This window comes from Photobacterium alginatilyticum (assembly GCF_009910675.1).
GTDB classification, from domain to species: Bacteria; Pseudomonadota; Gammaproteobacteria; order Enterobacterales; family Vibrionaceae; genus Photobacterium; species Photobacterium alginatilyticum.
This window is the reverse complement of the sequence record NZ_RSEJ01000003.1, coordinates 230,519-255,693: the sequence shown is the minus strand read 5'-3', so window position 1 is coordinate 255,693 and position 25,175 is coordinate 230,519. Positions and strand designations below refer to the sequence as shown.

General features: G+C 44.7%; 21 protein-coding genes. 15 read left to right on the top strand and 6 right to left on the bottom strand.

Translation table 11 applies throughout. The features are described from left to right. Positions 1 to 62 precede the first annotated feature (62 nt). Positions 63 to 404 carry a winged helix-turn-helix transcriptional regulator gene (locus EIZ48_RS04870; protein WP_160648956.1) on the top strand — a complete coding sequence of 114 codons (342 nt, stop codon included), beginning with the start codon at positions 63 to 65 and terminating at the stop codon, positions 402 to 404. 91 nt (positions 405 to 495) lie between these two features. Here the strand turns inward: EIZ48_RS04870 and EIZ48_RS04865 are convergent, their stop codons facing one another. Continuing rightward, complete coding sequence (locus EIZ48_RS04865; protein WP_160648955.1) at positions 496 to 984, bottom strand: anthrone oxygenase family protein; 489 nt, start codon at positions 982 to 984, stop codon at positions 496 to 498. Positions 985 to 998: 14 nt separating this feature from the next. Next, positions 999 to 1,841, bottom strand: coding sequence for an NAD(P)H-binding protein (locus tag EIZ48_RS04860; RefSeq protein WP_160648954.1), 843 nt, complete (start codon positions 1,839 to 1,841; stop codon positions 999 to 1,001). Positions 1,842 to 1,952: 111 nt separating this feature from the next. On the opposite strand from EIZ48_RS04860, the gene EIZ48_RS04855 reads away from it, so the two are divergent. Both EIZ48_RS04855 and citX read left to right on the top strand, forming a co-directional pair. Continuing rightward, the gene (locus EIZ48_RS04855) at positions 1,953 to 2,939 is read left to right on the top strand and encodes an AraC family transcriptional regulator (protein WP_160648953.1); all 987 of its coding nucleotides are present in this window, start codon (positions 1,953 to 1,955) and stop codon (positions 2,937 to 2,939) included. A gap of 451 nt (positions 2,940 to 3,390) precedes the next feature. Then, entirely contained in the window at positions 3,391 to 3,930 is a 540-nt protein-coding gene (gene citX / locus EIZ48_RS04850) for a citrate lyase holo-[acyl-carrier protein] synthase (protein ID WP_160648952.1), read from the top strand. A gap of 126 nt (positions 3,931 to 4,056) precedes the next feature. Here citX and EIZ48_RS04845 read toward each other — a convergent pair whose 3' ends face one another. Continuing rightward, on the bottom strand, positions 4,057 to 4,353 hold the full coding sequence (locus EIZ48_RS04845; protein ID WP_160648951.1) for an isoamylase early set domain-containing protein: 297 nt from the start codon (positions 4,351 to 4,353) through the stop codon (positions 4,057 to 4,059). Positions 4,354 to 4,827: 474 nt separating this feature from the next. Here EIZ48_RS04845 and EIZ48_RS04840 point away from each other — a divergent pair, with 474 nt between their 5' ends. The 4 genes from EIZ48_RS04840 to EIZ48_RS04825 all read left to right on the top strand — a co-directional run bounded on the left by EIZ48_RS04840 (position 4,828) and on the right by EIZ48_RS04825 (position 9,185). Continuing rightward, complete coding sequence (locus EIZ48_RS04840) at positions 4,828 to 5,874, top strand: amino acid ABC transporter substrate-binding protein (protein ID WP_160648950.1); 1,047 nt, start codon at positions 4,828 to 4,830, stop codon at positions 5,872 to 5,874. Positions 5,875 to 6,088: 214 nt separating this feature from the next. Continuing rightward, positions 6,089 to 7,300, top strand: coding sequence for an amino acid ABC transporter permease (locus tag EIZ48_RS04835; protein ID WP_439126571.1), 1,212 nt, complete (start codon positions 6,089 to 6,091; stop codon positions 7,298 to 7,300). Between the two features lie 5 nt (positions 7,301 to 7,305). Beyond that, positions 7,306 to 8,400: an amino acid ABC transporter permease gene (locus EIZ48_RS04830; protein ID WP_160648948.1), complete on the top strand. Its 1,095-nt coding sequence runs from the start codon at positions 7,306 to 7,308 to the stop codon at positions 8,398 to 8,400. A gap of 17 nt (positions 8,401 to 8,417) precedes the next feature. Then, positions 8,418 to 9,185, top strand: a complete 768-nt coding sequence (locus EIZ48_RS04825; RefSeq protein ID WP_160648947.1) for an amino acid ABC transporter ATP-binding protein — start codon at positions 8,418 to 8,420, stop codon at positions 9,183 to 9,185. A gap of 448 nt (positions 9,186 to 9,633) precedes the next feature. Here the strand turns inward: EIZ48_RS04825 and EIZ48_RS04820 are convergent, their stop codons facing one another. The 3 genes from EIZ48_RS04820 to EIZ48_RS04810 are packed head-to-tail and all read right to left on the bottom strand — an operon-like array spanning position 9,634 to position 14,049. Further along, positions 9,634 to 9,801, bottom strand: a complete 168-nt coding sequence (locus EIZ48_RS04820) for a hypothetical protein (protein WP_160648946.1) — start codon at positions 9,799 to 9,801, stop codon at positions 9,634 to 9,636. Between the two features lie 45 nt (positions 9,802 to 9,846). Then, positions 9,847 to 12,954, bottom strand: a complete 3,108-nt coding sequence (locus EIZ48_RS04815; protein ID WP_160648945.1) for an efflux RND transporter permease subunit — start codon at positions 12,952 to 12,954, stop codon at positions 9,847 to 9,849. Positions 12,955 to 12,957: 3 nt separating this feature from the next. Then, positions 12,958 to 14,049 carry an efflux RND transporter periplasmic adaptor subunit gene (locus EIZ48_RS04810; RefSeq protein ID WP_160648944.1) on the bottom strand — a complete coding sequence of 364 codons (1,092 nt, stop codon included), beginning with the start codon at positions 14,047 to 14,049 and terminating at the stop codon, positions 12,958 to 12,960. Between the two features lie 133 nt (positions 14,050 to 14,182). On the opposite strand from EIZ48_RS04810, the gene EIZ48_RS04805 reads away from it, so the two are divergent. The 8 genes from EIZ48_RS04805 to EIZ48_RS04770 all read left to right on the top strand — a co-directional run bounded on the left by EIZ48_RS04805 (position 14,183) and on the right by EIZ48_RS04770 (position 25,039). Further along, positions 14,183 to 15,118 (top strand): LysR substrate-binding domain-containing protein, encoded by a 936-nt coding sequence (locus EIZ48_RS04805; protein WP_160648943.1) that lies wholly within the window; start codon positions 14,183 to 14,185, stop codon positions 15,116 to 15,118. Positions 15,119 to 15,424: 306 nt separating this feature from the next. Beyond that, positions 15,425 to 19,510, top strand: coding sequence for a protein kinase domain-containing protein (locus EIZ48_RS04800; RefSeq protein ID WP_160648942.1), 4,086 nt, complete (start codon positions 15,425 to 15,427; stop codon positions 19,508 to 19,510). 13 nt (positions 19,511 to 19,523) lie between these two features. Further along, positions 19,524 to 20,441, top strand: coding sequence for a hypothetical protein (locus tag EIZ48_RS04795; RefSeq protein WP_160648941.1), 918 nt, complete (start codon positions 19,524 to 19,526; stop codon positions 20,439 to 20,441). Positions 20,442 to 20,508: 67 nt separating this feature from the next. After that, on the top strand, positions 20,509 to 21,732 hold the full coding sequence (locus tag EIZ48_RS04790) for a YcaO-like family protein (protein ID WP_160648940.1): 1,224 nt from the start codon (positions 20,509 to 20,511) through the stop codon (positions 21,730 to 21,732). Further along, complete coding sequence (locus EIZ48_RS04785) at positions 21,729 to 23,060, top strand: TfuA-like protein (RefSeq protein ID WP_160648939.1); 1,332 nt, start codon at positions 21,729 to 21,731, stop codon at positions 23,058 to 23,060. Before EIZ48_RS04790 ends, EIZ48_RS04785 begins: the two co-directional genes overlap by 4 nt. Further along, positions 23,060 to 23,404, top strand: a complete 345-nt coding sequence (locus EIZ48_RS04780) for a hypothetical protein (RefSeq protein WP_160648938.1) — start codon at positions 23,060 to 23,062, stop codon at positions 23,402 to 23,404. Before EIZ48_RS04785 ends, EIZ48_RS04780 begins: the two co-directional genes overlap by 1 nt. Before the next feature lie 39 nt (positions 23,405 to 23,443). Then, positions 23,444 to 24,427 carry an FHA domain-containing protein gene (locus EIZ48_RS04775; RefSeq protein WP_160648937.1) on the top strand — a complete coding sequence of 328 codons (984 nt, stop codon included), beginning with the start codon at positions 23,444 to 23,446 and terminating at the stop codon, positions 24,425 to 24,427. Positions 24,428 to 24,757: 330 nt separating this feature from the next. Beyond that, a complete protein-coding gene (locus tag EIZ48_RS04770) occupies positions 24,758 to 25,039 on the top strand; it encodes a hypothetical protein (RefSeq protein ID WP_160648936.1) in 282 nt (93 codons plus the stop codon). The last annotated feature ends 136 nt before the right edge of the window (positions 25,040 to 25,175 follow it).

Genomic DNA, 25,175 nt, shown 5'->3' with positions numbered 1-25,175 from the left:
GCCCATAGCTTGCTGAAAAGTGGGCACAAATTGGTTAGGTAGGCACTTTTTGGTACATCTTTATGAATACAAATGAAAAAAAATTCTCGAGAAAATTATCCCCGGCGAAGTCGGCGCGGATGGTCGAGACTATTTACGGTTGCAAGTGGTCGCTTACCGTTTACCAACTTCTAGCTAACGGTATTAACCGCCCGGGAGAAATGGTACGCAGTGCGGAAGGACTCAGTACGAAAGTACTCAATGACTGCCTGAAGAGAAACGTAGAGTTTGGGATTCTCGAACGTATTGCCTACAACGAACTTCCACCAAGGGTGGAGTACAAAGTGACTCCATTTGGTATGAAGTTCATCCGAATACTGGATGAGCTAGAAAAGCTGCAAGATGAGATCGATGCTGAATATTAATGAACAGCTATCAACCGGTTTCACCTTGCACGACAAACACAGGTCGTAACCTACCGATACTTAGTTTCAGGTAACGGGTAAACCAGCACTATCAATGTGTGAATCCTACAAATTCAACACTGTACAAAATAGCCGATATAACACTCAACCAAGCTCGAAAGTGATTCCACTTAACCCAGCTATCGAGGTAAAGTCTCCAGATTTCATTCTCCTCTACCATGTTAAGCTCAACTTCCTCTAATTTGTTATTCAGCGGCACGTTAAATACGATTGTTGATATAAATGTAGTAACCATCAATAAGGCAGCACAAAGGCCAATATAACCACCTAAGTTACCGCTCCCGACCAACGTGAAAGCCACTATTGTTACACCGGCCAGTGCTGAGCCTATGAAAAGTACAAAAAATAGTGGATTCAAAATGAGTCTGTTGATTAGCTGCATGGCCTCAGCCGCGGGGGCTTTGGCCATACCTGCCAGTGCGGGCATCACGGTGTTTGAAAAAATAAAGTAGATGCCGGCCATCATACCAGTCGATACCACTGCGAAAATATAAACAACAACAATCAGGTACTGTGGCATGGTTTTTCTCCCTATTACGCCTTCATCGCTTTAGGTAAGCTCGCAGCATACTCGGAAAAATCTTTCGCGGGACGCCCTAAGGCTCGCTGTACACCGTTACAAACCTTTTCGTTTCTTCCGTCCAATACTTCGCTAAACAAGAACAGCATCATATCAATGGTATTTTTCGGAACCTGTTGCTGGAGCATTGTCTTTATAAAGCTATCTACAGAGATTGGCATGAATTGCACATTGCTTCCGGTAGCAGAACTCAGCTCTGTAGCAACATCGTCAAAGGTAAGCAATCGAGGTCCGGTAACTTCATACAACTGACCTTCATGGCCTTGTTGAGTTAAAGCAGCAATTGCTACATCGGCAATATCGTCAGCGTCGACAAACGGTTCACCGACATTGCCCACTGGCAATGCTATGGTCCCAGTCTGAACCATGTCGTGGAAAGCACCTTCACTAAAATTTTGGTTAAACCAACTCGCTCGTACGATTGTCCACGCCATGCCCGATGCCTGAACGATCTGCTCGCATTGCTGAGCCGCTGGCTCACCTCTGCCAGAAAGCAAAACGATATGCTCTACCCCCTCTCGCCTGGCTAGTTCGCAAAAATTACTGATTGCTGCAGGAGCCTGGGGGACTGCAAGGTCTGGAAAATAGGTTAAATATACAGCACGTACTCCATGCAGCGCAGGTGCCCATGTGGCAGGGTTATCCCAATCAAAGCCTGGCGATGCTGTGCGCGAACCGACCCGGACCGCAATATTGTGATTACGTAAGCCTTGGACAACACGCTTCCCTGTTTTGCCCGTACCACCGACAACCAGAATGGGGACGGCGGCTGCATTTGATGAATGAAATGACTTCATAATATTCTCCTGTAACTTGGTTTACAGGATAACTATAACGAGGCTTCCCGGATGAATAGTTGCCATTAGTACGCTATTCTTGATTTATCGTCCGGCAATTTATTTTCATCGATGATCAAAAGCCTTGAATCAATAGCACAGCAAAAACGCCATTCTGTTCATCAAAAAACAGATGCACCAAACCCGGATCCCTTAGGTGATGTATTTCATTTGCTAACAATGAAGAGTGTGTTTTATACCCATTCAGAGCTGACCTCGCCATGGGGAATGGAAATGCCTGCTATACCGCAGTCACTAATGTTTCATATCGTGGTACAAGGACACTGCTACGTAATGGTTAAGGGGCAAACGACACAGCTATCGAAGGGTGATTTTTTGATGGTACCGCACGGATTAGGCCATCACATCTTCGATCATGCCTCTTCACATTGCGCTCCGCTCTTTGATTTGCCGATAGAGCAACTAACTAAGCACTACGAGATATTACGTTATGGCGGCAAAGGTGAAAAAACCGTACTACTATGCGGTGCCGTGAGCTTTGAACACCCTATTGCCTCTCGTCTGCTGGCACTCATGCCACAATTTGTGCAGATCGATTCTGATCATCACCAGTACAACCAAACCATTAAAAACACGATGAATATGCTGGCTACTGAAGCCAAATGCACTGGTGTCGGCAGTGAAGCGGTGATCACTCGGCTGGCTGATATAATAGTAATTCAATCATTAAGAGCCTGGTTAGATACACTAGATACGGATAATAATGGGTGGCTAGCAGCACTTCACGACAAACGACTCAGCAAAGCCATCATATGCATTCACAATCAACCGGAGAAAAGCTGGACAGTCGGCCAGTTAGCCACTGAAGCTGGGATGTCACGCACCTCATTTGCTGAACATTTCAAACGGATGGTAGGAGAATCACCACTACAATACTTAACCCAGTGGCGTATGGCACTAGCAACTAGCCAACTGGTTCATAGTAAAGAAAGTATATTAGAAGTTGCATTGAATCTAGGTTATCAATCAGAAGCCGCTTTTAGTCGAGCCTATAAAAAGGTGGTAGGAGTTACGCCCAGCACCACCCGGCGCAGCTAGTGCTTGTTAATTATGACGCACCTGAATGAAGCAACTGAGCCCTGTAAAGATACATCACCCATAGTGTGATATGGCTTAGAATCAATCTGCACTGATGCTAATTTATTTATAGACGAGGATTATCAACTCAGATTTAATTTACTCATTATTACCTCGAAGACTAATTTTCTAATTCCAAAGCAGAAAGTAGGAATTAACACTCCGAATATAATAGAAACCACCCCTGAACAGAATGATTAAATAGTTCCTGTTTTAAACGTAGTCATCACTATCTATTCAACCCAAAGAAAGTTCATTAACAACCAAACCTGGCCTGTAATTTGCTGAATGTACATTAACGTTAGTTACCTGCGAAGGCTGCGAGTCGACAAGTAAGCATTCACCTTAACAGGCTGCAAACATCGCCAAGGTTAATGATTTTGAGATATGAACAATTGATGGGAGAAAAATTATGATGGCTAAACGTTCCAGAGCAAATAGAAGGACTGATACTGGCTGGCTCGATCACCTTGTGAATGTCGAAGACAGAATACATAGACAGCAGGAGTGGCTGAAAAGTCATGGCCAGCCTTTAGTCACGTTCACCGTTAAAATACCGAACAACATCGATAATACCGCCCTTTCACACACTATCTTCGATCAGGGTATTGAAGCTCTATACAATGCCTGTACCGAGCGAGATTGGACGGTAACAACCAGGCAAATTCTCTACAAGCCGACAGGGCCTGAAGCCATTTTTGTTATTGATACTCCCTCAGCCAGTCTTCTCAAGGCAGCAATGATAAAAATTGAGCATTCACATAAGCTCGGTCAGCTCATGGATTTGAATGTCACCGATACTGACGGACACACAATTTCCAGAGCAGGTTGCCAGATGCCAAGAAGAAAGTGTCTGGTTTGCGGTAGAGACAAAGATATTTTCGATCACTCCCATCACCATGGTCTTAAAGAGCACATCTCAAAAGTCAAAGAGATAGCCAGTAGTGTTTAAAGGATATTCCTTAACTAAGCACCAACTTCAGCGACTAATCACTGTTTCCATCGCCTTGGTTAAGCCTCTTGAATACGGTCTGTAGTCAAGAGGCCTAACGGCTTCTACCGATGATAGTCAGCACGATTAATAGGTAGACAGCAGGCTATTTTTGCTGCCAAAATCGTTCTCCACTAAGCTATCGGCATCAGGATCATTTTCCCATACGTTATCATTGAGCAAATAGCGAAATTGATAGCTTTGGTTTTTTCCAAGCCTCACTTTATATTTAAATGTTTTCGTTCGCTTATTTAACGACATCGGCTTCACTTCCCACTGGTTAAAATCAGCGACAAGGGAAATCACATCAATATCATCATCGACAGGCCATTCAAATGTCACTTCGACTTCATCTTTCGTTTTAAATACTCGTTTCTTAATCATGTTGATTCCTTCCTCACATAACATACTTAAATAATAACCAAGCACCTTATTTCATCAACTGTTATTTTATCACCTATTGAATTAACCAATTGTTAACCACCCATTTGAACTTAACTGCCGCAATATAGTGCAACCTACACCAAAACTAACACTTTAGTGGTGCACGCTTTGCACCATAATAGTTCCAACGTTTTAATAACTCCACACTGAAGACCTGACCACCAAAAAACAACAAAATATCAGTAGATTAAATCACCATATAATAGAAACCCAGTGAATAAAACTAATTACAACAAAACAATCTCCCAGTTTATATTTTGGCACACCTGTTGCTCTATTAAATACGAGAACATAATAATTCCGTTAGAAACAACATCACTAATTTAAAGGCAGTGGTAACCATTATTAGAAGACATTTGAAAAACTAACAAAAATATAAATCCATTTATTTAGCACTACAGACAGGATGTCATAATGAAAAAATCGAGATATTTCCCCACAACTCTTATCGCGTCGTCATTATTCTTGGCTTGCGCTTCCACCAGCGTTTTGGCTGCTCCCAATGACAGCTCAGCTACCTTGAAAAAGGTGCACTCAGCCGGTGTATTAAAGTGCGGTGTCAGTACCGGGCTACCGGGGTTTTCCAGCACCGATGCGAAAGGAAAATGGGAAGGCATTGATGTTGAATTCTGCCGCGCCGTTGCCTCCGCGGTATTGAAAGATGCCAATAAAGTCCAATTTATTCCACTGACGGCAAAAGAGCGATTTACCGCTCTCCAGTCCGGAGAAATTGATGTACTTTCCCGGAACACTACTTGGACACTTCAGCGAGATAGTGCCCTTGGGATTAATTTTGTCGGGGTGAACTACTATGACGGCCAGGGGTTTATGGTCAGCAAAGATCTCGGCATAAGCTCAGCCAAAGAGCTAGATGGTGCATCCGTCTGTATCCAGTCTGGCACCACAACAGAATTAAACCTAGCAGACTACTTTCGCGCTAACGGCATGAGTTTCAAGCCTGTGGTATTTGATACGTCAGATCAAACCGCAAAAGGCTTTGAGGCCGGTCGCTGCGACGTCCTGACTTCCGATCAATCCCAGCTCTATGCCCTGCGTATTAAGTTGTCGGACCCGAAATCAGCGGTTGTCCTGCCCGAAGTCATCTCTAAAGAGCCACTTGGCCCCGTTGTACGCCAAGGCGACGACAAGTGGTTCAACATCGTTAAGTGGACGCTCAGCCTGATGGTCAATGCCGAAGAATACGGCGTATCCCAGCAAAATGTTGAAATCATGATGAAATCCAAAGACCCCAATGTCCGTCGCCTGCTTGGACTGGATGGTCCCAAAGGCACGGGCCTTGGCCTAACGGATGACTGGTCTTATCAGGTGATTAAGCAAGTTGGCAACTATGGCGAGAGCTTTGATCGTACGGTAGGTACCAGCTCGCCCTTGAAAATTGCCCGGGGTCTAAACGCATTATGGAAAGAAGGCGGCATCATGTACGCACCACCAGTGCGCTAAAGGCAATAGGCACGCTTTTTCGAAGCTCGCGATGGGGAGATCTCCCCATCCGCCACCCCCATGTTCCAGCTCATGGGCTTAATCTCGGTAGAATCAACAGGGTAGTCGTATGGCATTGAGTGAAGCAGGATTTGATTCTGTCAGCCAGAAAAACACAGCTCATCAGAGCAATAAAACACGAGACACCAACACTCGTGATAACAGAATAAACAAACTGATACCTGAACGGAAAGAAAACACGCGACCTAACCGCCTCCAGCAACCTGTCAGTGTACGGTCGTTAGCTTATCATCCAGGTTTGAGAGCCTTCTTTTTTCAAACCTTACTCATCGCTTGTGTGGGCGCATTTCTCTACACCATCATTGGCAATGCTTTGGATAATCTCGATCAGAGAGGTATTGCAACAGGCTTTGACTTTCTGGACCAGACAGCAGGCTTTGGGATCGGGATGTCTCTCATCGAGTATGACGAGACTTATAGTTACGGCCGCACTTTTTTGGTGGGGCTGTTAAATACCGCTCTGGTAGCTGTACTGGGAATATTATTCGCCACTATAGTCGGCTTTATCGTGGGCATTGCCCGGTTATCGAACAACTGGTTGCTCAACCGTCTGGCCAGTGTCTATATCGAGGTATTTCGAAATATCCCACTACTGCTGCAGATCTTATTTTGGTATTTCGTGGTGCTACAGGCTCTTCCATCACCACGACAGAGTCTGGCAATCGGTGAGGCCGCCTTCCTCAATGTTCGTGGCCTTTTCCTTCCTGCCCCCTTGTTCGAATCTGGCTATCAGATGGTCGTTGCAGCACTGCTGCTCGCCATAAACATTGCGGTGGTCATCCACCTCTGGGCTCACCGTCAGCAACGAGATAAAGGGCTACAAATCCCTGCCTGGCGCTATTCGCTAGGGGTAATAGTGATCATACCCAGCCTTGTCTATTTCATCGCGGGTCAACCCATCAGTCTTGAATACCCAGAGCTTAAAGGATTCAACTTCAGAGGTGGTATAAGCGTAATGCCTGAGCTCTTCGCTCTCTTGATTGCACTTTGTATCTATACTGCCTCATTTATCGCTGAGATTGTTCGTTCAGGTATCAATGCAGTCAGCCACGGTCAAACCGAGGCCGCCGGTTCGTTAGGGCTGAAAACCAGCCATACTTTGCGCCTGATTGTCATTCCCCTGGCAATGCGGGTAATTGTTCCTCCCCTAACCAGCCAATACCTCAATCTGGTAAAGAACTCATCGCTGGCCATGGCTATCGGCTATCCAGATCTCGTGTCAGTTTTTGCCGGAACGACCCTCAACCAGACCGGGCAAGCCATAGAGGTCATCGCCATGACCATGGCCGTTTATCTGGCTCTGAGCTTACTAACATCGTTATTGATGAACATATATAACCGAAAAATAGCCTTGGTTGAGAGGTAAAAACTATGAAGAAATTTCACTTTTCACCGTCTGAGCCGCCACCATTTCAAATGACGGGTGTATCAGCCTGGCTGAGAAAGAATCTGTTCTCCAGCGCGTTAAATACGCTCATCACCGCTGTGCTAATAGCCATCACCTTTATTGGAACCAGCAGCATATCGCAGTGGGCCGTCATTGATGCAGACTGGATTGGCTCCAGCCGCGATGCCTGTTCCCGGGAAGGCGCTTGCTGGGTCTTCATCCAGGCGCGCTTTGAACAGTTTATGTTTGGCTTCTACCCCGAAGATGAGCTCTGGCGACCAATACTGTTCCTGGCCTTACTGGCTAGCCTGCTTGTCTGGCTGCTGGTTGAGCGGATCCCTCATAAGAAGTGGGCGCTAGGCGTTATCATGCTGCCGTTTCCTGTGCTGACAGCCTTATTGCTTTACGGTGGTATTCCCGGCCTGCCTGTCGTTGACACCCATATGTGGGGTGGATTGTTGGTTACCTTAATCATTGCACTAACAGGTATTTTGGTCTCATTGCCTTTTGGTGTTGTACTGGCGCTTGGCCGCCGCTCAGAGATGCCGGTACTACGTAGTATGAGTACGGTATACATAGAGTTTTGGCGCGGCGTGCCTTTGATTACCGTATTGTTTATGGCTTCTGTCATGCTCCCCCTATTCCTGTCGGGTGGCAGTGAAATCGACAAGCTACTGCGAGCCCTGATCGGAGTTGTGCTATTTAACTCCGCCTATATGGCTGAGGCTATCCGCGGCGGATTGCAATCAATACCCAAAGGTCAATACGAAGCAGCCGACGCACTCGGGCTGGGATACTGGAAGAAAGTCCGCTTGGTAATTCTGCCTCAGGCGCTAAAAATCAGTATCCCGTCAATTGTGAATACCTTTATCGCCTTGCTGAAAGATACCAGCCTGGTACTGATCATCGGTATGTTCGACGTCCTTGGCATTGCCCAGTCCGCAAACAGTGATCCGGCCTGGCTCGGGTTCTCGACTGAAAGTTATCTGTTTGCAGCACTTATTTTCTGGCTGATGTGCTTCAGTATGTCTCGTTATAGCCTTTATCTGGAAAACAGGCTCCACACCGGCCATCGATAGTTCACAAGGAAGTTAACATGTTAAAGAAGAGCGTTTATCAGACCGTAGCCCCCGATTCAGTGATCAGGCTACAGAAAGTCAACAAATGGTACGGTGAGTTCCATGTTCTCAAAGACATCAATTTAGATGTAAAAAAAGGAGAGAAGATCGTGATCTGCGGGCCATCAGGCTCAGGGAAGTCAACCATGATCAGGTGCATCAACCACTTGGAAGAACACCAACTCGGGCAAATCACAGTCGCTGGTACAGAACTGACCGAAGACTTAAAAAATATTGAATTGGTTCGCCGGGAAGTCGGCATGTGCTTTCAGCACTTTAATCTATTCCCCCACCTGACCGTACTGGAAAACTGTACCCTGGCCCCTATCTGGGTTAAGAAAATACCCAGGAAAGAGGCTGAAGAGCTTGCGATCAATTACTTGAAACGGGTAAGAATTGCTGAGCAAGCCCACAAATTTCCCGGCCAGTTATCTGGCGGCCAGCAACAGCGGGTAGCAATAGCTCGGTCTCTATGTATGCAACCTCAGGTGATGTTATTTGACGAGCCAACATCGGCACTGGACCCGGAAATGGTGCGTGAAGTGCTTGATGTAATGGTCGAACTTGCTTCCGACGGTATGACAATGTTGTGTGTGACTCATGAAATGGGATTCGCCCGGGAAGTAGCCGATCGCGTTATCTTCATGGATGCCGGCGAGATCATTGAACAAAACAGTCCGGAAGAGTTCTTTAGTAACCCCCAATTTGATCGCACCCAAAACTTTTTACAGCAGATCATTCATTAAGTTTTTGCTACGTTTTGGCGCTCTTCCAGGCGCCTTTTTTTATTCCAACGTTTAATTACCATAATAATATTAAGGAATAACATCATTCCTTTTAGCTGACATGACGCTAAACAAGATTTAAATTGTTGAAAAGCAGCTGACTTATTGGCAGCATTTATTACAGGCAAAAAAAAGCTGGGCATCCGGCCCAGCAAAGAAAGAAATAACAATAACAATTAGCAGTGGCTCCTATGAAGCCTTGAAAATAAATATAGCATCGTAATATTGAATCATAGCTGAACATAACCATGCTTATTGCCATGTGTATCAATAATAACCATAACAAATAAGACCCTATGCATTTTAACAACTTAATCACATAGACTGTGGATATCGATGTGATTAACTGGCAAAACGCCATTACTGCATAGATATTAAACAAGCATTTAATTACGTTATTAAACTATTTTTATAGGTGAATTTTGGGCGGTTTAACTACTACCTGAACCTGAGGGATACCACTTGCAAAATATATTTCCAAATATCCTGACAACCAAAAGCCAACAATAGAAGGAACTATAACAACGAAAGCAAAGACTATAGCGCGAAATACAATTGGCATAACTAATTGCTTCATTTTTTCTTCCTGGTTAAAAAAGAGGAGAGTTACCCCTCTTATTAATTACTGGACGGAAGCCATTTCCAAACTTTCATCATTCGATGGCTGCTGATTCGGTATACGGAAGATCATTGCGTAACTTACCGGAAGTACCACTAATGTCAGTATGGTTGCAAAGCCCAACCCAAATACAATAGTTACTGCCATTGCGGTAAAGAACGGGTCAAAGAACAATGGGATCATCCCTAGCATTGTCGTACTTGCAGCCATACAAACAGGTCTAACACGACTTACCGATGAATCAAAAACAGCCGCATACTCACTCTGGCCTTCGGCAAGCTCAACATTGATCTGGTCAACCAATACAATACCGTTTTTAATAATCATCCCGCTCAAGCTCAACATACCTAAAATTGCCATAAAGCTAAGTGGCGCGTTAAACAATAACAAACCGGATGTAATACCAATCATTGCCAGCGGTACATTAAACCAAATCACCAATGGCTTTCTCACTGAGTTAAACAGCACCACGGTGATCAAGAACATGGCTAGATATCCCATAGGTAACGAACTGAAAATACTCGCCTGAGCATCTCGGGAAGTTTCGTACTCTCCCCCCCACTCCAACTCGTAACCTTCCGGCAAAGCAATCGCCTCTACCTTATCGCGAATTTTACGCAGCGATGAGTCAGACGTCTCGCCACTGTCCAACCCTGGATCAGCCAGCACCGATATCATTCGCTTACGATCACGGCGCATGATCAGCGGGTTTTCCCATTCAGTCTCGAAATCACTGACTACCTGAGTCACTGGGACAAAAGCAGTATTTTCTGTACTCCATACCTGAAGTTTCAACAAACTATCAGCGTCCAAACGCTCCTGTTCGGGCGCACGAGCAACAATCGGCATCAGATGACTCTGCTCACGATATGTGCCGACCGATTTACCACTGAAGTTAATCAATAACGCATTGTCGAGATCTTGCTTGCTGATCCCCACTTCCCTTGCCTGAGCAGGGTTTAATTGTGGTCGAACAACGGATACCTGATTGCGCCAGTCATGACGAATATTGGTAATAGATGGCTCATCCCTCATGATTTTTTCTGCCTGAGCAGCTAACTGGCGAAGCACAATCGGATCTTCTCCGTAAAAACGGGCTTCGATTTTCGCCGCAGGTGTCGGACCGTTTTCCAACATCTTGACCCGGAAATGGGCTTCAGGGTAATTATCATTCAGATACGCCGTCAATCCAGGCATTGCAGCCACCTGTGATTCCCGGTCATTCATTTCAATAATCAACTGCGCATAAGCCGCATACCCTTTTTCAGGCGTATAAGGTAATACGAATCGCTGCGAGCCCTGGCCTATCACAGAGGTCAGATTCTTCAATCCCATATGATGCTGCTGATCATATGCCATCAAATCTTTTTCTAGATCACTGACAAAGGCTTCTGTACCGCGTGAATCTGTTCCTTCCTGCATCCAGACATCCACAAAGAAAATCGGGGTATTGGACGGTGGGAAGAATACATTTTTGACATAGCCCATCCCGAACAAGGCAGCAACCAGCATCGCAACCACAGTCGAGATAGTCAGTACACGAAAACGCATGGCAAAGGTCAAAATGCCGCGGTAGGCATTAAAGAACCAGCCTTTATACAGCTCCTGAGGCTCATTGCCGCTGGTGTTGCCATCCTTAAACAGCAAATAACAGAAAAACGGCGTAATCGTAATCGCAGTGATCCAGCTGATAAATAGCGAAATCAACAGTACTTTGAACAATGACGCACAAAACTCACCGGTCGCATCTTGAGACAAGCCAATCGGTGCAAACGCCAGGATGGCAATTACGGTCGCGCCAAGCAATGGCCACTGGGTTTGCTTTACCACATCACCAGCGGCTTCTAATCGTGTCTGGCCCCGCTGTATGCCAATCAGAATACCTTCAGTTACCACAATGGCATTATCAACCAGCATCCCGAGCGCAATGATCAATGCCCCCAGAGAGATAATTTGCAGCTGTATCCCCAGCACATTCATCACAATGAAGGTACCAAAGATGGTCAACAGCAATACCGCTCCCATTAGCAGCCCGGAACGGAGCCCCATAAACACCAGTAGAATAACAATAACAATGGCGACTGACTGGCCAAGGTTCACCAAAAATCCGGTGACCGAGACATCGACCACAGCCCCCTGGTCATAGACAGTATTCAATACCATCCCCATTGGCAGACGGCTCTCAAGCTGCTCGATTTTATCGGCTATCGCCTTGGAGACATCAACGACATTTACTCCGGTGCTGAACGAAATGCCCAGCGACAGTGCACGCTCTCCCATGTTGCGGTACAGCAGGTCTGGCGTTTCCGTTATCGTTTTATAGACCTTGGCTATATCACCCAGATAAACCAAATCACCGCTACCCGGAGGGCTGACCAACAGACGTTCCATCTCTTTCACGCCCGAAAACTCCCCCGTCGGATGAATTCGGATTCGGCCGTCACTAATGCGGATCTTACCGGCGTTAGAAACCACATTTTGAGTCTGGATCAGGCTGTAGATATAATTCTGATCCAGCCCCATTGCGGCTAGCTTCTGCTGGCTGATTTCAACAACAACCTGCTCCTGCGGTCCGCCAACCACAGAGACTTTCTTTACGCCATCGATCAGTACCAGTTCACGGCGCAGAAAATCGGCATAGTTCTCAAGCTCACGATATGTATACCCTTCACCTTTGATGTTCATCAGAATACCAAATACATCTGAGTAATCATCAATGACCATAGGCGGAACAACACCCGGCGGCAGCTTTACAACAGCATCATTGACTTTGCGGCGCAGCTCGTCCCAAATTTGCGGCAGCATAGTCACGTCGTAACGCTCCTGCATTTCCACTTCAATCTGGGACAGCCCAGCACTGTTTATCGATGTGATGTGTTTTACCTGCTGCATCTGCTGAATGGCATCTTCCAGCGGCAGCGTCACTTCTTCTTCTACCTGTTCCGGCGAGGCGCCGGGGTACGGCGTAACAACCAGCGCACTTTTGAGGGTAAACTCCGGAAATTCCAGCTGGCCAAGCCCCGTAAATGAAACAGCCCCGCCAATTAACATCAGCAAGACAAACATCCAGCTGATCACTTTGTTCTTAATACTGTAATGAGCAACATTCATGGATTAAACGCCCCGCTCCCAACGAAGTGGTTTCACATCCATATCCTGCTTTAACACACTGGCCCCGACAGCGACGATCTGATCGCCTTTATTGATGCCAGACAGTACTTCAATTCCCTTCGCACGTACCTGTCCGAGTGTTACTTCTACTGATTCCAGCTTCTGGTTTTCCACATTGTAGCGCCAGACGCTAGTTTGCTGTTTTTCGTCACTTCGAAATATGGCGCTCTGGGGCAACACGGCAATAACTGAGCTCGTCTCCTGGTTCATTACCGCCATATCAAGTAACAGCTCGGCACTCATGCCCGGTAATACATTGAGGCTTTCCGGACGAACAAGGTTAAATACCACCTCGTAAGTCTGGGTACCTGGGCTAACCTTGCTGGCATGTTCTTTATAGTTAACCGGGTAAAGGCTGTTCTGTGATCCGAAACGAACCAGAGGCTGATACTCTTCGCTAAGACCGTTGTCGTTCAACGTCAGTAACAAAGATTCAGGTACCTGAATTTGCACATCTAACTGCTTGTCTCCCTGAAGTGAGACAACCACCTGCGTCGGCTGGATCATCTGATGGTTATCCAGAGCGACCTTCGCGACAATACCGGAAAACGGTGCGGTCAGTCGTGTATAGTCAAGCTGGTCACGAGCCGCTGCCAATGCCGCCTTTGCTGACTTAAGTGTTGCTTTGGCTGTATCGTATTCCGCCTTGGAGATCAGCTTGCGCTTATAGATCTCTTCTTTACGCTTAAAGTCGACGGCTGCCAGTTCATAATTGGCTTCCGCATCCATTAAGGCATTCTTGGCATCACGATCATCCAACAGCGCCAATAGCTGGCCCTTTTCCACTTTTTGCCCTTCAACCAGATCAAGGTTGACTAACTCACCACCGATTCGAAATGCTAAATCAGCCTGCTGGCTGGCCGCTACTCTGGCCGGGAAAATTCGAGTCTGTTGGCTAGATGCATCTCCGATAGTCATGAGCTTTACCGGACGCGTTTTATCTTCTTGTGGGGCTGCACTTTCAGCAAAGCCACACCCTGTAAGAAGAGTGCTTGATATCAGTAAAGCGAGAGCGCTCAAAGAGGCTGATTTCATAAAAGTCTTTCCATTTTTGTGATTTCTCTAACGATTCTATCGTGCTAGAGTGTTCATAAATACAAGACGATTAAGGACTCTCGGTTCCGGTATTCGGGACGATGGTCAATTTAATACGAATTAGGAATACAAAGTGAAGACGGAAGACCTCAAACTATTCCATCAAATAGTAGAAACCGGCAGTATGAGCCAGGCTGCAAAAATCCTTAATTTGCCAAAATCAAGTATCAGCCGACGCTTAAAAGGGCTTGAAGATGAGCTAAATTTACAGCTGTTTCACCGGCAGAACCGTTCGATATTGCTAACCGAGGCCGGCAACATTCTTTATGAAAACTCCAAATCCGCTCTTAACCAGCTCGAACTCAGTATAGAAAAAGCCACAGCACCTAAGCAGGAAATCACCGGTCATCTGCGTATTCAGGTACTGCCTCTTCCTAACCTGCTCAACATTGGCAGCACGATTTTCAAGTTTATGGATCGTCACCCGAAACTCACTGTCGAGGTTATCAGCAGCACTGAGGATAAAAACTTAGTGAACAATCACATTGATGTGGCGTTTCGCATCGGTGAAAAGATAGATGAGCCAAACCTCATCGCCCGCCCTTTTATCTCCGCTCACCTGGGACTATATGCAAGCCCAGATTACATTGAGACACACGGGTTACCGACAAATTTTGCTGATATTGATAATCATAACGTTATCCGTTTTCGCTTTCCCGACGGCCATATCCTTGAACGCCTACCTATTGGCAAAGAACCTGAATTACTGGAAGTTTCCGGTGATCTGATCATGAACAGCATGCCGCTAATCATTGAAGCCTGTATCCTTGGCAGAGGCATTAGTTATGTGCCAGAGCAACTCGCCAACCGTTATGTAGAACATGGTGAATTAATCCGATTATTCGACCATATTGAGCCTTTTGTCGGCCATGGCTGGATGGTTTATCAGCCACTAGCCAACCTCTCACTCGCAGCCAGAACATTTATCGACTTCGCACTAGCGGAGATGGAAACCAGCGCTGACTTCTGCAGCTCGGATTCTGAAGTACTGGACAAGCTGTTGATTTAAGAACTCAACTAGGATGCGTACTACCGGGGGACTTCCAGAGCTCATTCAACTGCAGGGCAAGCCTCAACGGATGTCTTGTCCTACACAAGTTCAACGACCTCCAAAACACATCGGCTCCAATGCGCTACGAAAATAACGCACTTAACGTTCAAACAATCATCCAAAAAAATCACATTCTTAACACTTCATCACAAAACCATTAGTGGTTATGCACCTGGTTTTGTACTATGCATCACTGTTAGCTATAACTCAGTCAAAGCTATCCAATTAAAGATTAACGAATCAGTGGCTTTCAAGAGCGATATCATGAATCAGGCGCAAGGAACATTTAATACTATAGAAGATCGCTTTTGTTCTACTAACTACACCATCTTAGAGAAAATTGGTGAAGGCGGTTTCGGACAAGTTTATAAGGCAAGGCAAATACGCACTCAAAAACTTGTCGCGATCAAGTTTCTAAGATTGAATGAAGCTGAGTCTCAGCAGAAGAAGCAAAGGAGCATCGCACGCTTTAATAGAGAGTGTGATCTGGTGCGTCGCCTTAATCATCCGAATATTGTTTCTCTCATTGATAAAGGTCAGCAGGGTGATGGACTGCTATACGCCGTTTACGAATATGTCGATGGTGAAACACTAAAGGATCATTTGGACTCTCAAGGTCCGCTACTGCCTACAGATGCTGCGGAGATCATGGCCTGCGTCCTTGATGCATTAGCTCATGCCCATGAACTAGGTATTGTTCACAGAGACATTAAGCCAGCCAACATTATGCTATTTAAAGTTGGGGCTAAGCTGCATGTTAAAATCCTCGACTTTGGTATCAGTACACTTAAAAGCGATGCCAAGCAAACTGACTTTCAAACGCTGACCTTAAATGATGAAGTGCTCGGTACCCCCAAATATAGTGCTCCAGAACAGCTAAGAGGAGAACCATCGCTACCCCAAACTGACATATATGTTTGGGGACTCGTGTTTATCGAGTGCTTAACTGGCGTCTCAACAATTAAAGGCACTAGCGCTGCAACGGTATTTTACCATCAACTCAGTTCTACCAATGTTCCCTTAGGCATCTTAGCTGGGCATCATTCAGCATCATTTTTTAGACGTGTACTGCATAAAAAAGCCCTTGAACGCCCAGGAAATACTGTCGACTTATATAACGAGTTTCAAAAACTCAATTTCTCCGACCTAGTACCTTCCTCTGCCAAGCTAAACAATGAGGCGGGCGCTCATGCAACAGAAATTCTCGCGACTCAAACGGGAACCTACTCATCAACTTATTCTCGGTTTATTGAACGAAAACAAATCTCTGCACTGTGTGTCATTTTGACAGAGCCAGAAGGCACACCTGATTACATTACCTATGAAAAGCAAGACATCATTGAAATGCTTTTGGCTGACCAACATCACCAATGTGTAGACATTGCATTGCGTTATGGAGCAAGCCAAGTGGGTACAATTGGCGACACCACTCTATTCTATTTTGGCTACCCTGTCGTGAGTGACAATGACAGCCGCCTCTGTGCGAGAGCTGCGCTCGACATCTGGAATAACTTAAACAGTAAACAAGAACAGCTGTTTGAAAAGCACGGCGTGAATCTAGAGCTAAGAATTGGGCTCACAAAAGGAATGATGCGAAGCATTGGCGGAAATATTCCAGAAGGAAGAGTAGCAACAGATGCCATGTCTTTAGCTAGAAATGCAAAGCCAGATGAGATCGTTTGCTCTGCCCAGTTTCAAGGCATGCTCAGCGAACAACTTATATTCGAACCACAAGAAGGTGTATCAGTATCTTCATCATTGCAAAAATATTTTCTCAAAGGCGAACGATTCTCCGAATCTTTCGGCTTTTTGCGCACTGTCAAATCCCACGGGGCAATGTTTGGTCGGCAAGATGTCTTCGATAAACTGTCATTACTAGATAGCCCTAGCAGCACCACGCCTCTCTTCCACTTACACGGAGATGCTGGTATCGGTAAATCTCGTCTCCTGTTGGGACTCAAAGAGAGCTACAAAAATACAAGCGTGGTGACACTCCAGTGCTTACCTGAGTATAAAACAAACGCCTTATACCCGATTTTACACCTCATCACCGCGTATTTTGATCTCAACAGTCCCGAAGCGGATCGCCACTTAACTCAGGCAATGAGCTCTCTATCAGCACCTTTGGTTGAAAGAGAAAACTGCACAGCTATTTTGTGGGCATGGCTTCAGCCATACTCCCGTCTCAGTACCTACAGTGCACAGCTGATAAATCACTCTCTTGATAATCTCTCTCTTAATGAACAAAAAAAGCTGTTGTTTATTGCTGTTTCGCATCTTCTCTGTTTAATCAGTAGAGAGAAGCAAAGTGACGGTCATAGAACATCGACACTCTTTGTGTGTGAAGATCTGCACTGGGCTGATGCGACAACAGTCGAGTTTATTCATTATTTTGTGGCCTCCGACTGGTTAGCAGAACATCATATTCACTGGCTAAATAGTTCGCGTAATCCACTTCCTGGCGCGCTCGTCGAGTCAAACTGCTCAATAGTTGAATTAACTGCACTTACAGAATCCGACTGCCACAGCTTCATTCGGTATTTGCTTGATAACCAACCCGTGAGTAAAAAAGTCGAAGACTTACTTACCGAACGAAGCGATGGTAACCCTCTCTTCCTTGAAGAATTAGTTACTTACTCCCAAAGAAATGCGCTCATAAAAAAAGTAAATGGTCAGCTGGACTTTGTAGTCTCTGAACCTGAGTCGCGGGTACCCGAAAACCTAAGAGAGTCATTACAGCAAAAGCTGGATGGGCTTGTGTTCGCTAAAGACACGGCTCAACTCGCTGCAGCGATTGGTAGAACGTTTAGTGAGCGGTTGATTTATGCAGCGTCTGACAAAGATGCAATCCAACTTCAATCTGATTTAGAAGAACTTCAGAGAGCTCAATTAATCTATATTCAGCGCAATATAGACGGTAACCAATATCAATTTAAGCACGCACTCGTTCGTGATGCCGTTTATGAAAGCACGACCATACAACCAACAATCCATAGCCACATTGCAAGTGCCATGGAACAAGATTTCAATACTGGGGAATACTCTTCGGCCATGGTTGCAGAGCAATGGGCAAAAGCCCAGCGCCCTAGCCTTGCGGTACCGTACTACTTACAAGCGGGAGAACAATCTTCCCACTCGTCTATTGTGGAAGATGCAATTACCTATTATGAAAAAGCGCTCGCTCTCTCTAGCGAGGATATTTCTGAGCACGTTTCAAAGAAGACAAAAATACAAGCGCTTATTGGTTTAAGTGATAATTTGGTTCGACTGGCCAAACATACCCAAGCTCGTCAGCATTACCTTGCAGCTATTGAAGAAAGCTGTGATGAAGACAACTTACTAAAAGCAAGTTTGTTCCTAAATTATGGTAAGTCTCTGGAAACTCACCACTTACATGAACAAGCTATAGAAGCCTACTTGACTGCAGAGTCTTTATTAAATGCTGACATGTTAGCCGATAAATACTGGCATCAAATGTGGTTGTCTGTGCAAATGGCAAAGCTCTATGTCTTTTATTGGCGCAACCAGTTACAGGATATGCTCAGCGTCATCAACCTCATTGAAGAAAACGTAGTCGACTTCGACAACCCTACTGCTAAAGCAAAGTTCTATGATGCCAAATTACAGTATGAATTTCGTCACACTCGCTATGCCTTAACGAGACAACATGTGGAATTGGCAAAACATGCCTTTATCGCATCTCAGGAAACAGAGGACTATCCGCTACAAAATAACTGCCTGTTTACTTTTGGCTTTACCTGCTTATTTAGCCAGCAATATACAGACGCTCAAAAGTACTTAATACAAGCACTGAATAATGCAACTGAATACGCGGATACTACACTGAAGACTCGCTGTTTAGCTTATCTAACCGTACTGTTTCGACTCCAAGGGAATAGAATAGAAACTCGCCAATACTTAAGTCAGGCGAAAGAGTTTGCTCAGAACTCGGGTATGGATGACTATATTGCGATAGCAAATGCCACCGAAGCGTGGCTCGCTTACAAGGATGGTGACTATAAACACAGTCAGACACTAATAAAACAATGCAACCATATTTGGAAAGCATTATCGAATGAATTTCCATTTCCTCTGCAATGGTTGGCTTTACTTATTGAACTCGAACTTATCGCCAGTTCAGTGTCTTTTATTTCCCAAGATATCACCCACCATCGTGTCATTAATATAATCAAAACCATACTTGATTCGAGCCAACACGCACTACCGGAATCAGTTATTAGCCCATTAAAGGAGGCCATTAATAGTAGAAACATCATAGGTAAACAAAAGTACTGCCAGCAGTCTGTATTATTGGCATTAAATCATTCAAAAACGCTAGGTTATCTATAAACAAGGATAAATTATGGAAAAACTATCTTTAGAAGAGCTGCAAAATGAGTTAAGCCCATACATTGATGAGAATGGAAACCTTACTCTCCGCTCGCAAGATATCTATGTGATAAGAAAAGATGGGAAACGAGCAACTCTTATCAATCACAAAGACTATACCGCCAAAGAGATTAAGCGAATTGAATGGTGCTATAGTGAAACGGATTACCATTTTTTCTTTGGCTCTCAGAATCAGGGACAGAAGTTACAACAGATTAACATCATTGGCCCTGCACTTACCAAAATCGTTCCTTGGAACTTAGATAAGGCTCAGTGCCCGGCAGGAGTTAATCGCGACGACTTAAAGCCGGGCTATTTGCTCGATTTGCGCGTTTTGCAACTAAACAGACTACGAGCTCCGCTGCGTGAAAGTTCCCAACCTTCATTTGTACCGGATACTCCAATCAGTCACTTAGAGCCTAATTCAGACCAGCCAATAGTGAGCTTTGCCAATGACCACATCCCCACTTCAGCCCTGGAGCAACTCAAAGAGGCTGTTGGCGAGAACCTCTACATCGTATCTTACGTCAATCCTTTGATGGTAAGAGACGATAACGAATTTTACCCTTACCATATTCACTATCTCAGTACTGATGACCTTGATCGCTTAGATGCTTTAAATCTCGAGGCAGGAAAGCAACAAGACCTAAACGAATTGCAACAGGCCATCTCAGAGATGAAGGCCACGATTCACAATCATCGCGATGATCTCATCCCCTACTTGGAGTCGATAAAAGAGCAGAGTAACACGCTCACGGCACAGTCTTTGGCTCGCTATTATCGCGATGCCGGCGTCCAAGTCGGCGCCGTTAATCCTAAAGATGTTCAAGAAGAGAGTCTGCTTGTTGGAACCGTCTGTACGGTAGCAAACCTCCAAAGCTTCCTTAAATAACAAGTCGCAATAGAACAAATAGCCAAGCTTTTGCTTGGCTATTACTGCTTAAGTCCAAGGATATTTGATGATCTCAAAAAAACATCAGAGGGGAACCCATCGCTCGCGGTCTCCACAATCTACCTTCGATAAGATTTCCCCGTTCTTAAAAGAGATGGGGATCACCCGTATTGCGAATATTACAGGGCTAGACCATATTGGGATCCCTGTCGTCACGGTTTGTCGTCCAGCGTCTTGCGCGATATCTGTTGCTCAAGGAAAGGGGCTGGATCTCATATCTGCAAAAGTATCGGGGGCGATGGAAGCGATAGAAACCTACCACGCAGAGCACATTGATTTACCTCTGAAGTTAGCAAGCTATAACCAAATGTCGTCAAAGCATCATGTTGTCGATGTCACTGACTTGCCTAGATTGGCTTTCGGTACTTTTTCTGAGCACCGTCAGCGCCTCTGGATCGAGGGTGAAGAACTCTTTACCAATACACCTATCTACATTCCATATGATGTCACTCACTGTAATTACACACTTCCACTCCCAACGGGAAGCGGAACATTTGTTATGAGCTCCAATGGTCTTGCGTCTGGAAATAGTACAGAGGAAGCAATCGTACATGGGCTGTGTGAAGTCATAGAACGAGACGCCCTCGCCTTGTGGCGAATAGAAAAGGATCACTTAAGCCAACAAGACACTCGCCTCCTCAAGCTTGATACTGTCGATGACTTAGATTGCCTTTCGGTAATAAGAAAATACCAGGCAGCTGATATAAATATCCAGATTTGGGATGTCACATCAGATATAGGGTTACCAAGCTTCTACTGCAAAATTGCACCAAAAAGCAATACACCTGGTCCCCACTATCCGTCTGCAGGCTCAGGCACTCATCCCTGTAAAAGTATTGCGTTATTAAGAGCACTCACCGAAGCGGCTCAAACCCGGTTAACCATGATATCAGGCTCAAGAGATGACATTGAAGCTAACAACTACCAGACTTCGACCTCATCAATTAGATGTATCGACTCAACCTCAACTCACGGCGCAAGAAGCTTTCAGGATATCCTTAGCTGGAACTTTGAACACTTTGAGCACGACATTGAACTTATTCTGCACAAACTTAATAACATAGGGTTAAAACAAGTCGGGGTTGTTAACCTGACAAAAGATGACTATCAGATTCCTGTTGTCAGAGTTGTTGTTCCTGGCTTGGAGGGGATTGACGAGTCACCAGGATATGTTAGGGGCCAACGTGCACTTAAGCTTAAAATTTCACTGACTCAAGGAGGGGAAAAATGAGGACTATCATATTCTCAGGGCCAACCCTTACCGCAGATAAGATTTCAACCATTATTCAAGCGGACTGCCGCCCACCAGCGAAGCAAGGTGACCTATATTTAGCTACGCATGATAAGCCTGATAGTATTGTTTTGATTGATGGTTATTTTGAAAGTGTGCCAGCTGTTTGGCACAAAGAAATACTGTACGCCATTTCTCTGGGAATAAACGTATACGGCTGTTCCAGTATGGGCGCGTTACGAGCCGCGGAATTATCAAGCCTTGGTATGAAAGGCTTTGGCTTTGTCTTCGAACAGTTCCATTCTGGACATTTAGAAGATGACGACGAAGTTGCTTTAATTCATGGCCCTGCAGAACTCGGCTACCCTAGCCTATCTACCCCCATGATTAATATTAGAGCGACGCTAGATGCGGCTGTTGCTCAGCACATTATTGGTGCTAATGAGTCAGCTCAGCTTGTACTTGCCTTGAAAGAGCTCCACTACCCCAAACGCTCCTTTGACATTCTCAAACAGTACGCTAAAAAGCTAATGGATAAAGCAAAATCACAACCTCTGTGTGACTTTATCGACTGCCACCCTATTGATATAAAGCAACAAGATGCGTTATCACTACTTCAATCTTTAGCAAGTTCAAACGCAGATAAAATAATACCTGATAAAAAAAGAAGCCACTTTGCCAAAACAGACGCTTGGGAAAGGCTCGTGTCGAAATTAGATCAGCAACGCAAGCTTGAAATGAACTCAATTACAGCAGAAGAGTTAGACAGAGAGCTCAAACTCGAAGGTCGCTACCACGAATATAAACAACAGGCTATAGCCAGAAAAGCCGCATTGCGTTCTGCCGTATCTCATCTCCCTGATACAAATAACCTGAAGAAGAGTACACTTTTAGAGCTTGCTTTCCATCAATCTGCGCTCGAAAAACAAGAATTAGACTTTCCCAAACTCGCTCACTGGGCTAATTCCCAACAAATCAGTTCCAATGAATTCGATCGCTTAGTGGAAACCCAATCTCTATTGGCTTGGTTAGATCACTGTGATCACCAAACAGCCAGTGAGATGCTAGATATATTGAAGCTGACAAACCAGTTCGCTGAATACCAGAAGAAAATTGAGTTCAAACGTGCTTATCCACCACAGCCTCTTTCCGACTTAGCACTAACTGAGCAGGAATTGTGGGATTGGTATATAGCTCGAAAACAAAACACAGTCACAACAAAAGATCCAAACGATTTATATCTAATACTGGGCTTTACGTCCCGGCAAGAGCTGGCAGAAGCCATAGCGCAAGATTATCACTACTACCTACAGAAAGGAGCAAAATAATGAATGAGAACCTGTCACTCAACCTAATCGCAGCATTGGAAATCAAGCGTGAAAATGAGCTGAAATTCAAAGAAATGTCGAATCTTATTTTCCCTCCTCTCGCTCGTGAAACAGGCTGGACATTAACCTCTTTATGGATAAACCCTGAAGATAATTCCTTATGCTTGAAAGTACAAAACCAATGGCAGACAAATTCTGAGTCAACGGCTGTTGTTGAGTCCGAGTTAAATAAAGCAATGGAGAAACTTATTCAAACGCTACCAAACTACCAACAAAATCTCGAAATGTTGGATACACTTATAGACCAAGAATCCATTTACTATGCAACTAGCTACACAAGTTGATCTCAGCGACATTTGGCAATTAATAGAGTGAGAAAAAACATGGCTTTTCTGACTAATCAAAAATACTCAAGCCCAGTTTACCTCAAAGCTTTCCACCAGTTCGGGCGCCTATCCTCTTCCGTAGATACGACAATTGCACTTCCGGATGTGTCGAGAATCCATGCTGTTATTGAATTCCAAAAGCACTGGTATATCAGAGATTTAAGTAAGAATGGGTTACGAGTAAACGGTAAGTTGATTAAGGCAAATCACCCGCAATTGCTTCATATCAACGATCAAATTACCTTCTCGAGTGCGCAATGTACTCCGTTCATTGTTAGAAGCCTAGAGCCGCCAAAGGACATCTTGCTGCCTACCTCCCAAGAACGTGGCGATGATCATGACATTCAGCCCATTTACCTTGAGCACTATCACTTTTTGCCCGATGAATCCTCTCCTGAGCTTGTGGTTTTTTATGATCAAGAGTCTCAGCAATGGCAATGTGAACATTTTGAAAACAGTATACTTAGCCCCTTACATGACGGGGAGCAACTTAAGTTCTCAAAGCAGACATGGCAGTTATTTAAGTGTGAATCCCCTGAAAATATGGACACCTTGTGCCTGTCAGCACAAGAAAAAAATGACCTTTGCTATGTCTTTAATATTAGCCAAGATGAGGAACTGACCGAGTTAATGATTCAAAGTGCCAGTGAGTCTATCGATTGTCAGGCTCGAAGCCACCATTACTTAACCGCAATTCTCGCGCGCTACAAGGCAGAAGATATAAAACAAAATGTACCCGAGCCTTCGCAAGGCTGGCGTTCAATTGAACAGCTGACAAAAGACTTAGGATTACCCGAAACCCACATTAACATACAGGTACATCGTGCCCGTAAGCAGCTTTCAGAGTTACGACAAACAACAGGAATTATGATTCCAGATCTTATAGAAAGAAAGCGCGGTCGCATCAGGCTTGCTATTAATGACTATCAGATAATCAAAGGAAGTCACTTAGAGATAGATACCAGAGGCTTAGCGGCTTAGCGGCTTAGCTGTATCTTTATCTTTTTATAATCAATAAAATTAAAAGAGGGTGTGAGGTGAACTCATACTCTCTCCTCAACAATGCAAGCTTTAATAGTATTAATTTTTGCCACTTGCAAGCCACTTTTATTAGGTGAAATAAAATAAACTTTTCATGGCGTTATATGTATTTAACTTAGGTGTAATAATCTGTAATAGACTCAAAGAAATTAAAGATTTAATTTAACACCGCCAAAGAGATTTAAAACAACAATCAAACAATTATGAATAAGTAGCTATTGCGAAAGATATAGCTACAAAAACACTTATTACTAATAGGGAAAATAAAATATGTCTATTACAAAGTTTAAAACTGTATCTGTAAAGTCAGGTGAAACCCAACCAGTTAACTTCGGCACATCCGTAATTCATGCCTCCGTAGCAGTTCAGGGATACAGTGTCACCTACGGTTCAACTGATCATCATGTCAGAACTCTTGAAGTAAAAGCCTCAATGAAAGACATAAGCGGTAGTGAGGTGACCGTTTCTTCAACTTGTACTATGGAAGATGACTCCAGTCACAGACAAGAAGGAAGTGTTGACGTGCTAGTAATTGCAGTGTGCGAATCCTAAACCTAGACATGCAGCCCAATCGGTTTTAAAGGAAAGTGCACAGGGATGTGGATATATACCGGTTGACCTTTGCCTACCCCGGCAGCTTATTCAAGTAGGCCGGGGATTATCTCTTATCCTCCCTTAGGCTTAGGCC

What these genes read in the sequence shown, in the direction of transcription:
- EIZ48_RS04870 (WP_160648956.1), top strand. Translation starts at nt 63, where the DNA reads ATGAATACAAATGAAAAAAAATTCTCGAGAAAATTATCCCCGGCGAAG.
- EIZ48_RS04865 (WP_160648955.1), bottom strand. Translation starts at nt 984, where the DNA reads ATGCCACAGTACCTGATTGTTGTTGTTTATATTTTCGCAGTGGTATCG.
- EIZ48_RS04860 (WP_160648954.1), bottom strand. Translation starts at nt 1,841, where the DNA reads ATGAAGTCATTTCATTCATCAAATGCAGCCGCCGTCCCCATTCTGGTT.
- EIZ48_RS04855 (WP_160648953.1), top strand. Translation starts at nt 1,953, where the DNA reads ATGATCAAAAGCCTTGAATCAATAGCACAGCAAAAACGCCATTCTGTT.
- citX (WP_160648952.1), top strand. Translation starts at nt 3,391, where the DNA reads ATGATGGCTAAACGTTCCAGAGCAAATAGAAGGACTGATACTGGCTGG.
- EIZ48_RS04845 (WP_160648951.1), bottom strand. Translation starts at nt 4,353, where the DNA reads ATGATTAAGAAACGAGTATTTAAAACGAAAGATGAAGTCGAAGTGACA.
- EIZ48_RS04840 (WP_160648950.1), top strand. Translation starts at nt 4,828, where the DNA reads ATGAAAAAATCGAGATATTTCCCCACAACTCTTATCGCGTCGTCATTA.
- EIZ48_RS04830 (WP_160648948.1), top strand. Translation starts at nt 7,306, where the DNA reads ATGAAGAAATTTCACTTTTCACCGTCTGAGCCGCCACCATTTCAAATG.
- EIZ48_RS04825 (WP_160648947.1), top strand. Translation starts at nt 8,418, where the DNA reads ATGTTAAAGAAGAGCGTTTATCAGACCGTAGCCCCCGATTCAGTGATC.
- EIZ48_RS04820 (WP_160648946.1), bottom strand. Translation starts at nt 9,801, where the DNA reads ATGAAGCAATTAGTTATGCCAATTGTATTTCGCGCTATAGTCTTTGCT.
- EIZ48_RS04815 (WP_160648945.1), bottom strand. Translation starts at nt 12,954, where the DNA reads ATGAATGTTGCTCATTACAGTATTAAGAACAAAGTGATCAGCTGGATG.
- EIZ48_RS04810 (WP_160648944.1), bottom strand. Translation starts at nt 14,049, where the DNA reads ATGAAATCAGCCTCTTTGAGCGCTCTCGCTTTACTGATATCAAGCACT.
- EIZ48_RS04800 (WP_160648942.1), top strand. Translation starts at nt 15,425, where the DNA reads ATGAATCAGGCGCAAGGAACATTTAATACTATAGAAGATCGCTTTTGT.
- EIZ48_RS04795 (WP_160648941.1), top strand. Translation starts at nt 19,524, where the DNA reads ATGGAAAAACTATCTTTAGAAGAGCTGCAAAATGAGTTAAGCCCATAC.
- EIZ48_RS04790 (WP_160648940.1), top strand. Translation starts at nt 20,509, where the DNA reads ATGATCTCAAAAAAACATCAGAGGGGAACCCATCGCTCGCGGTCTCCA.
- EIZ48_RS04785 (WP_160648939.1), top strand. Translation starts at nt 21,729, where the DNA reads ATGAGGACTATCATATTCTCAGGGCCAACCCTTACCGCAGATAAGATT.
- EIZ48_RS04780 (WP_160648938.1), top strand. Translation starts at nt 23,060, where the DNA reads ATGAATGAGAACCTGTCACTCAACCTAATCGCAGCATTGGAAATCAAG.
- EIZ48_RS04775 (WP_160648937.1), top strand. Translation starts at nt 23,444, where the DNA reads ATGGCTTTTCTGACTAATCAAAAATACTCAAGCCCAGTTTACCTCAAA.
- EIZ48_RS04770 (WP_160648936.1), top strand. Translation starts at nt 24,758, where the DNA reads ATGTCTATTACAAAGTTTAAAACTGTATCTGTAAAGTCAGGTGAAACC.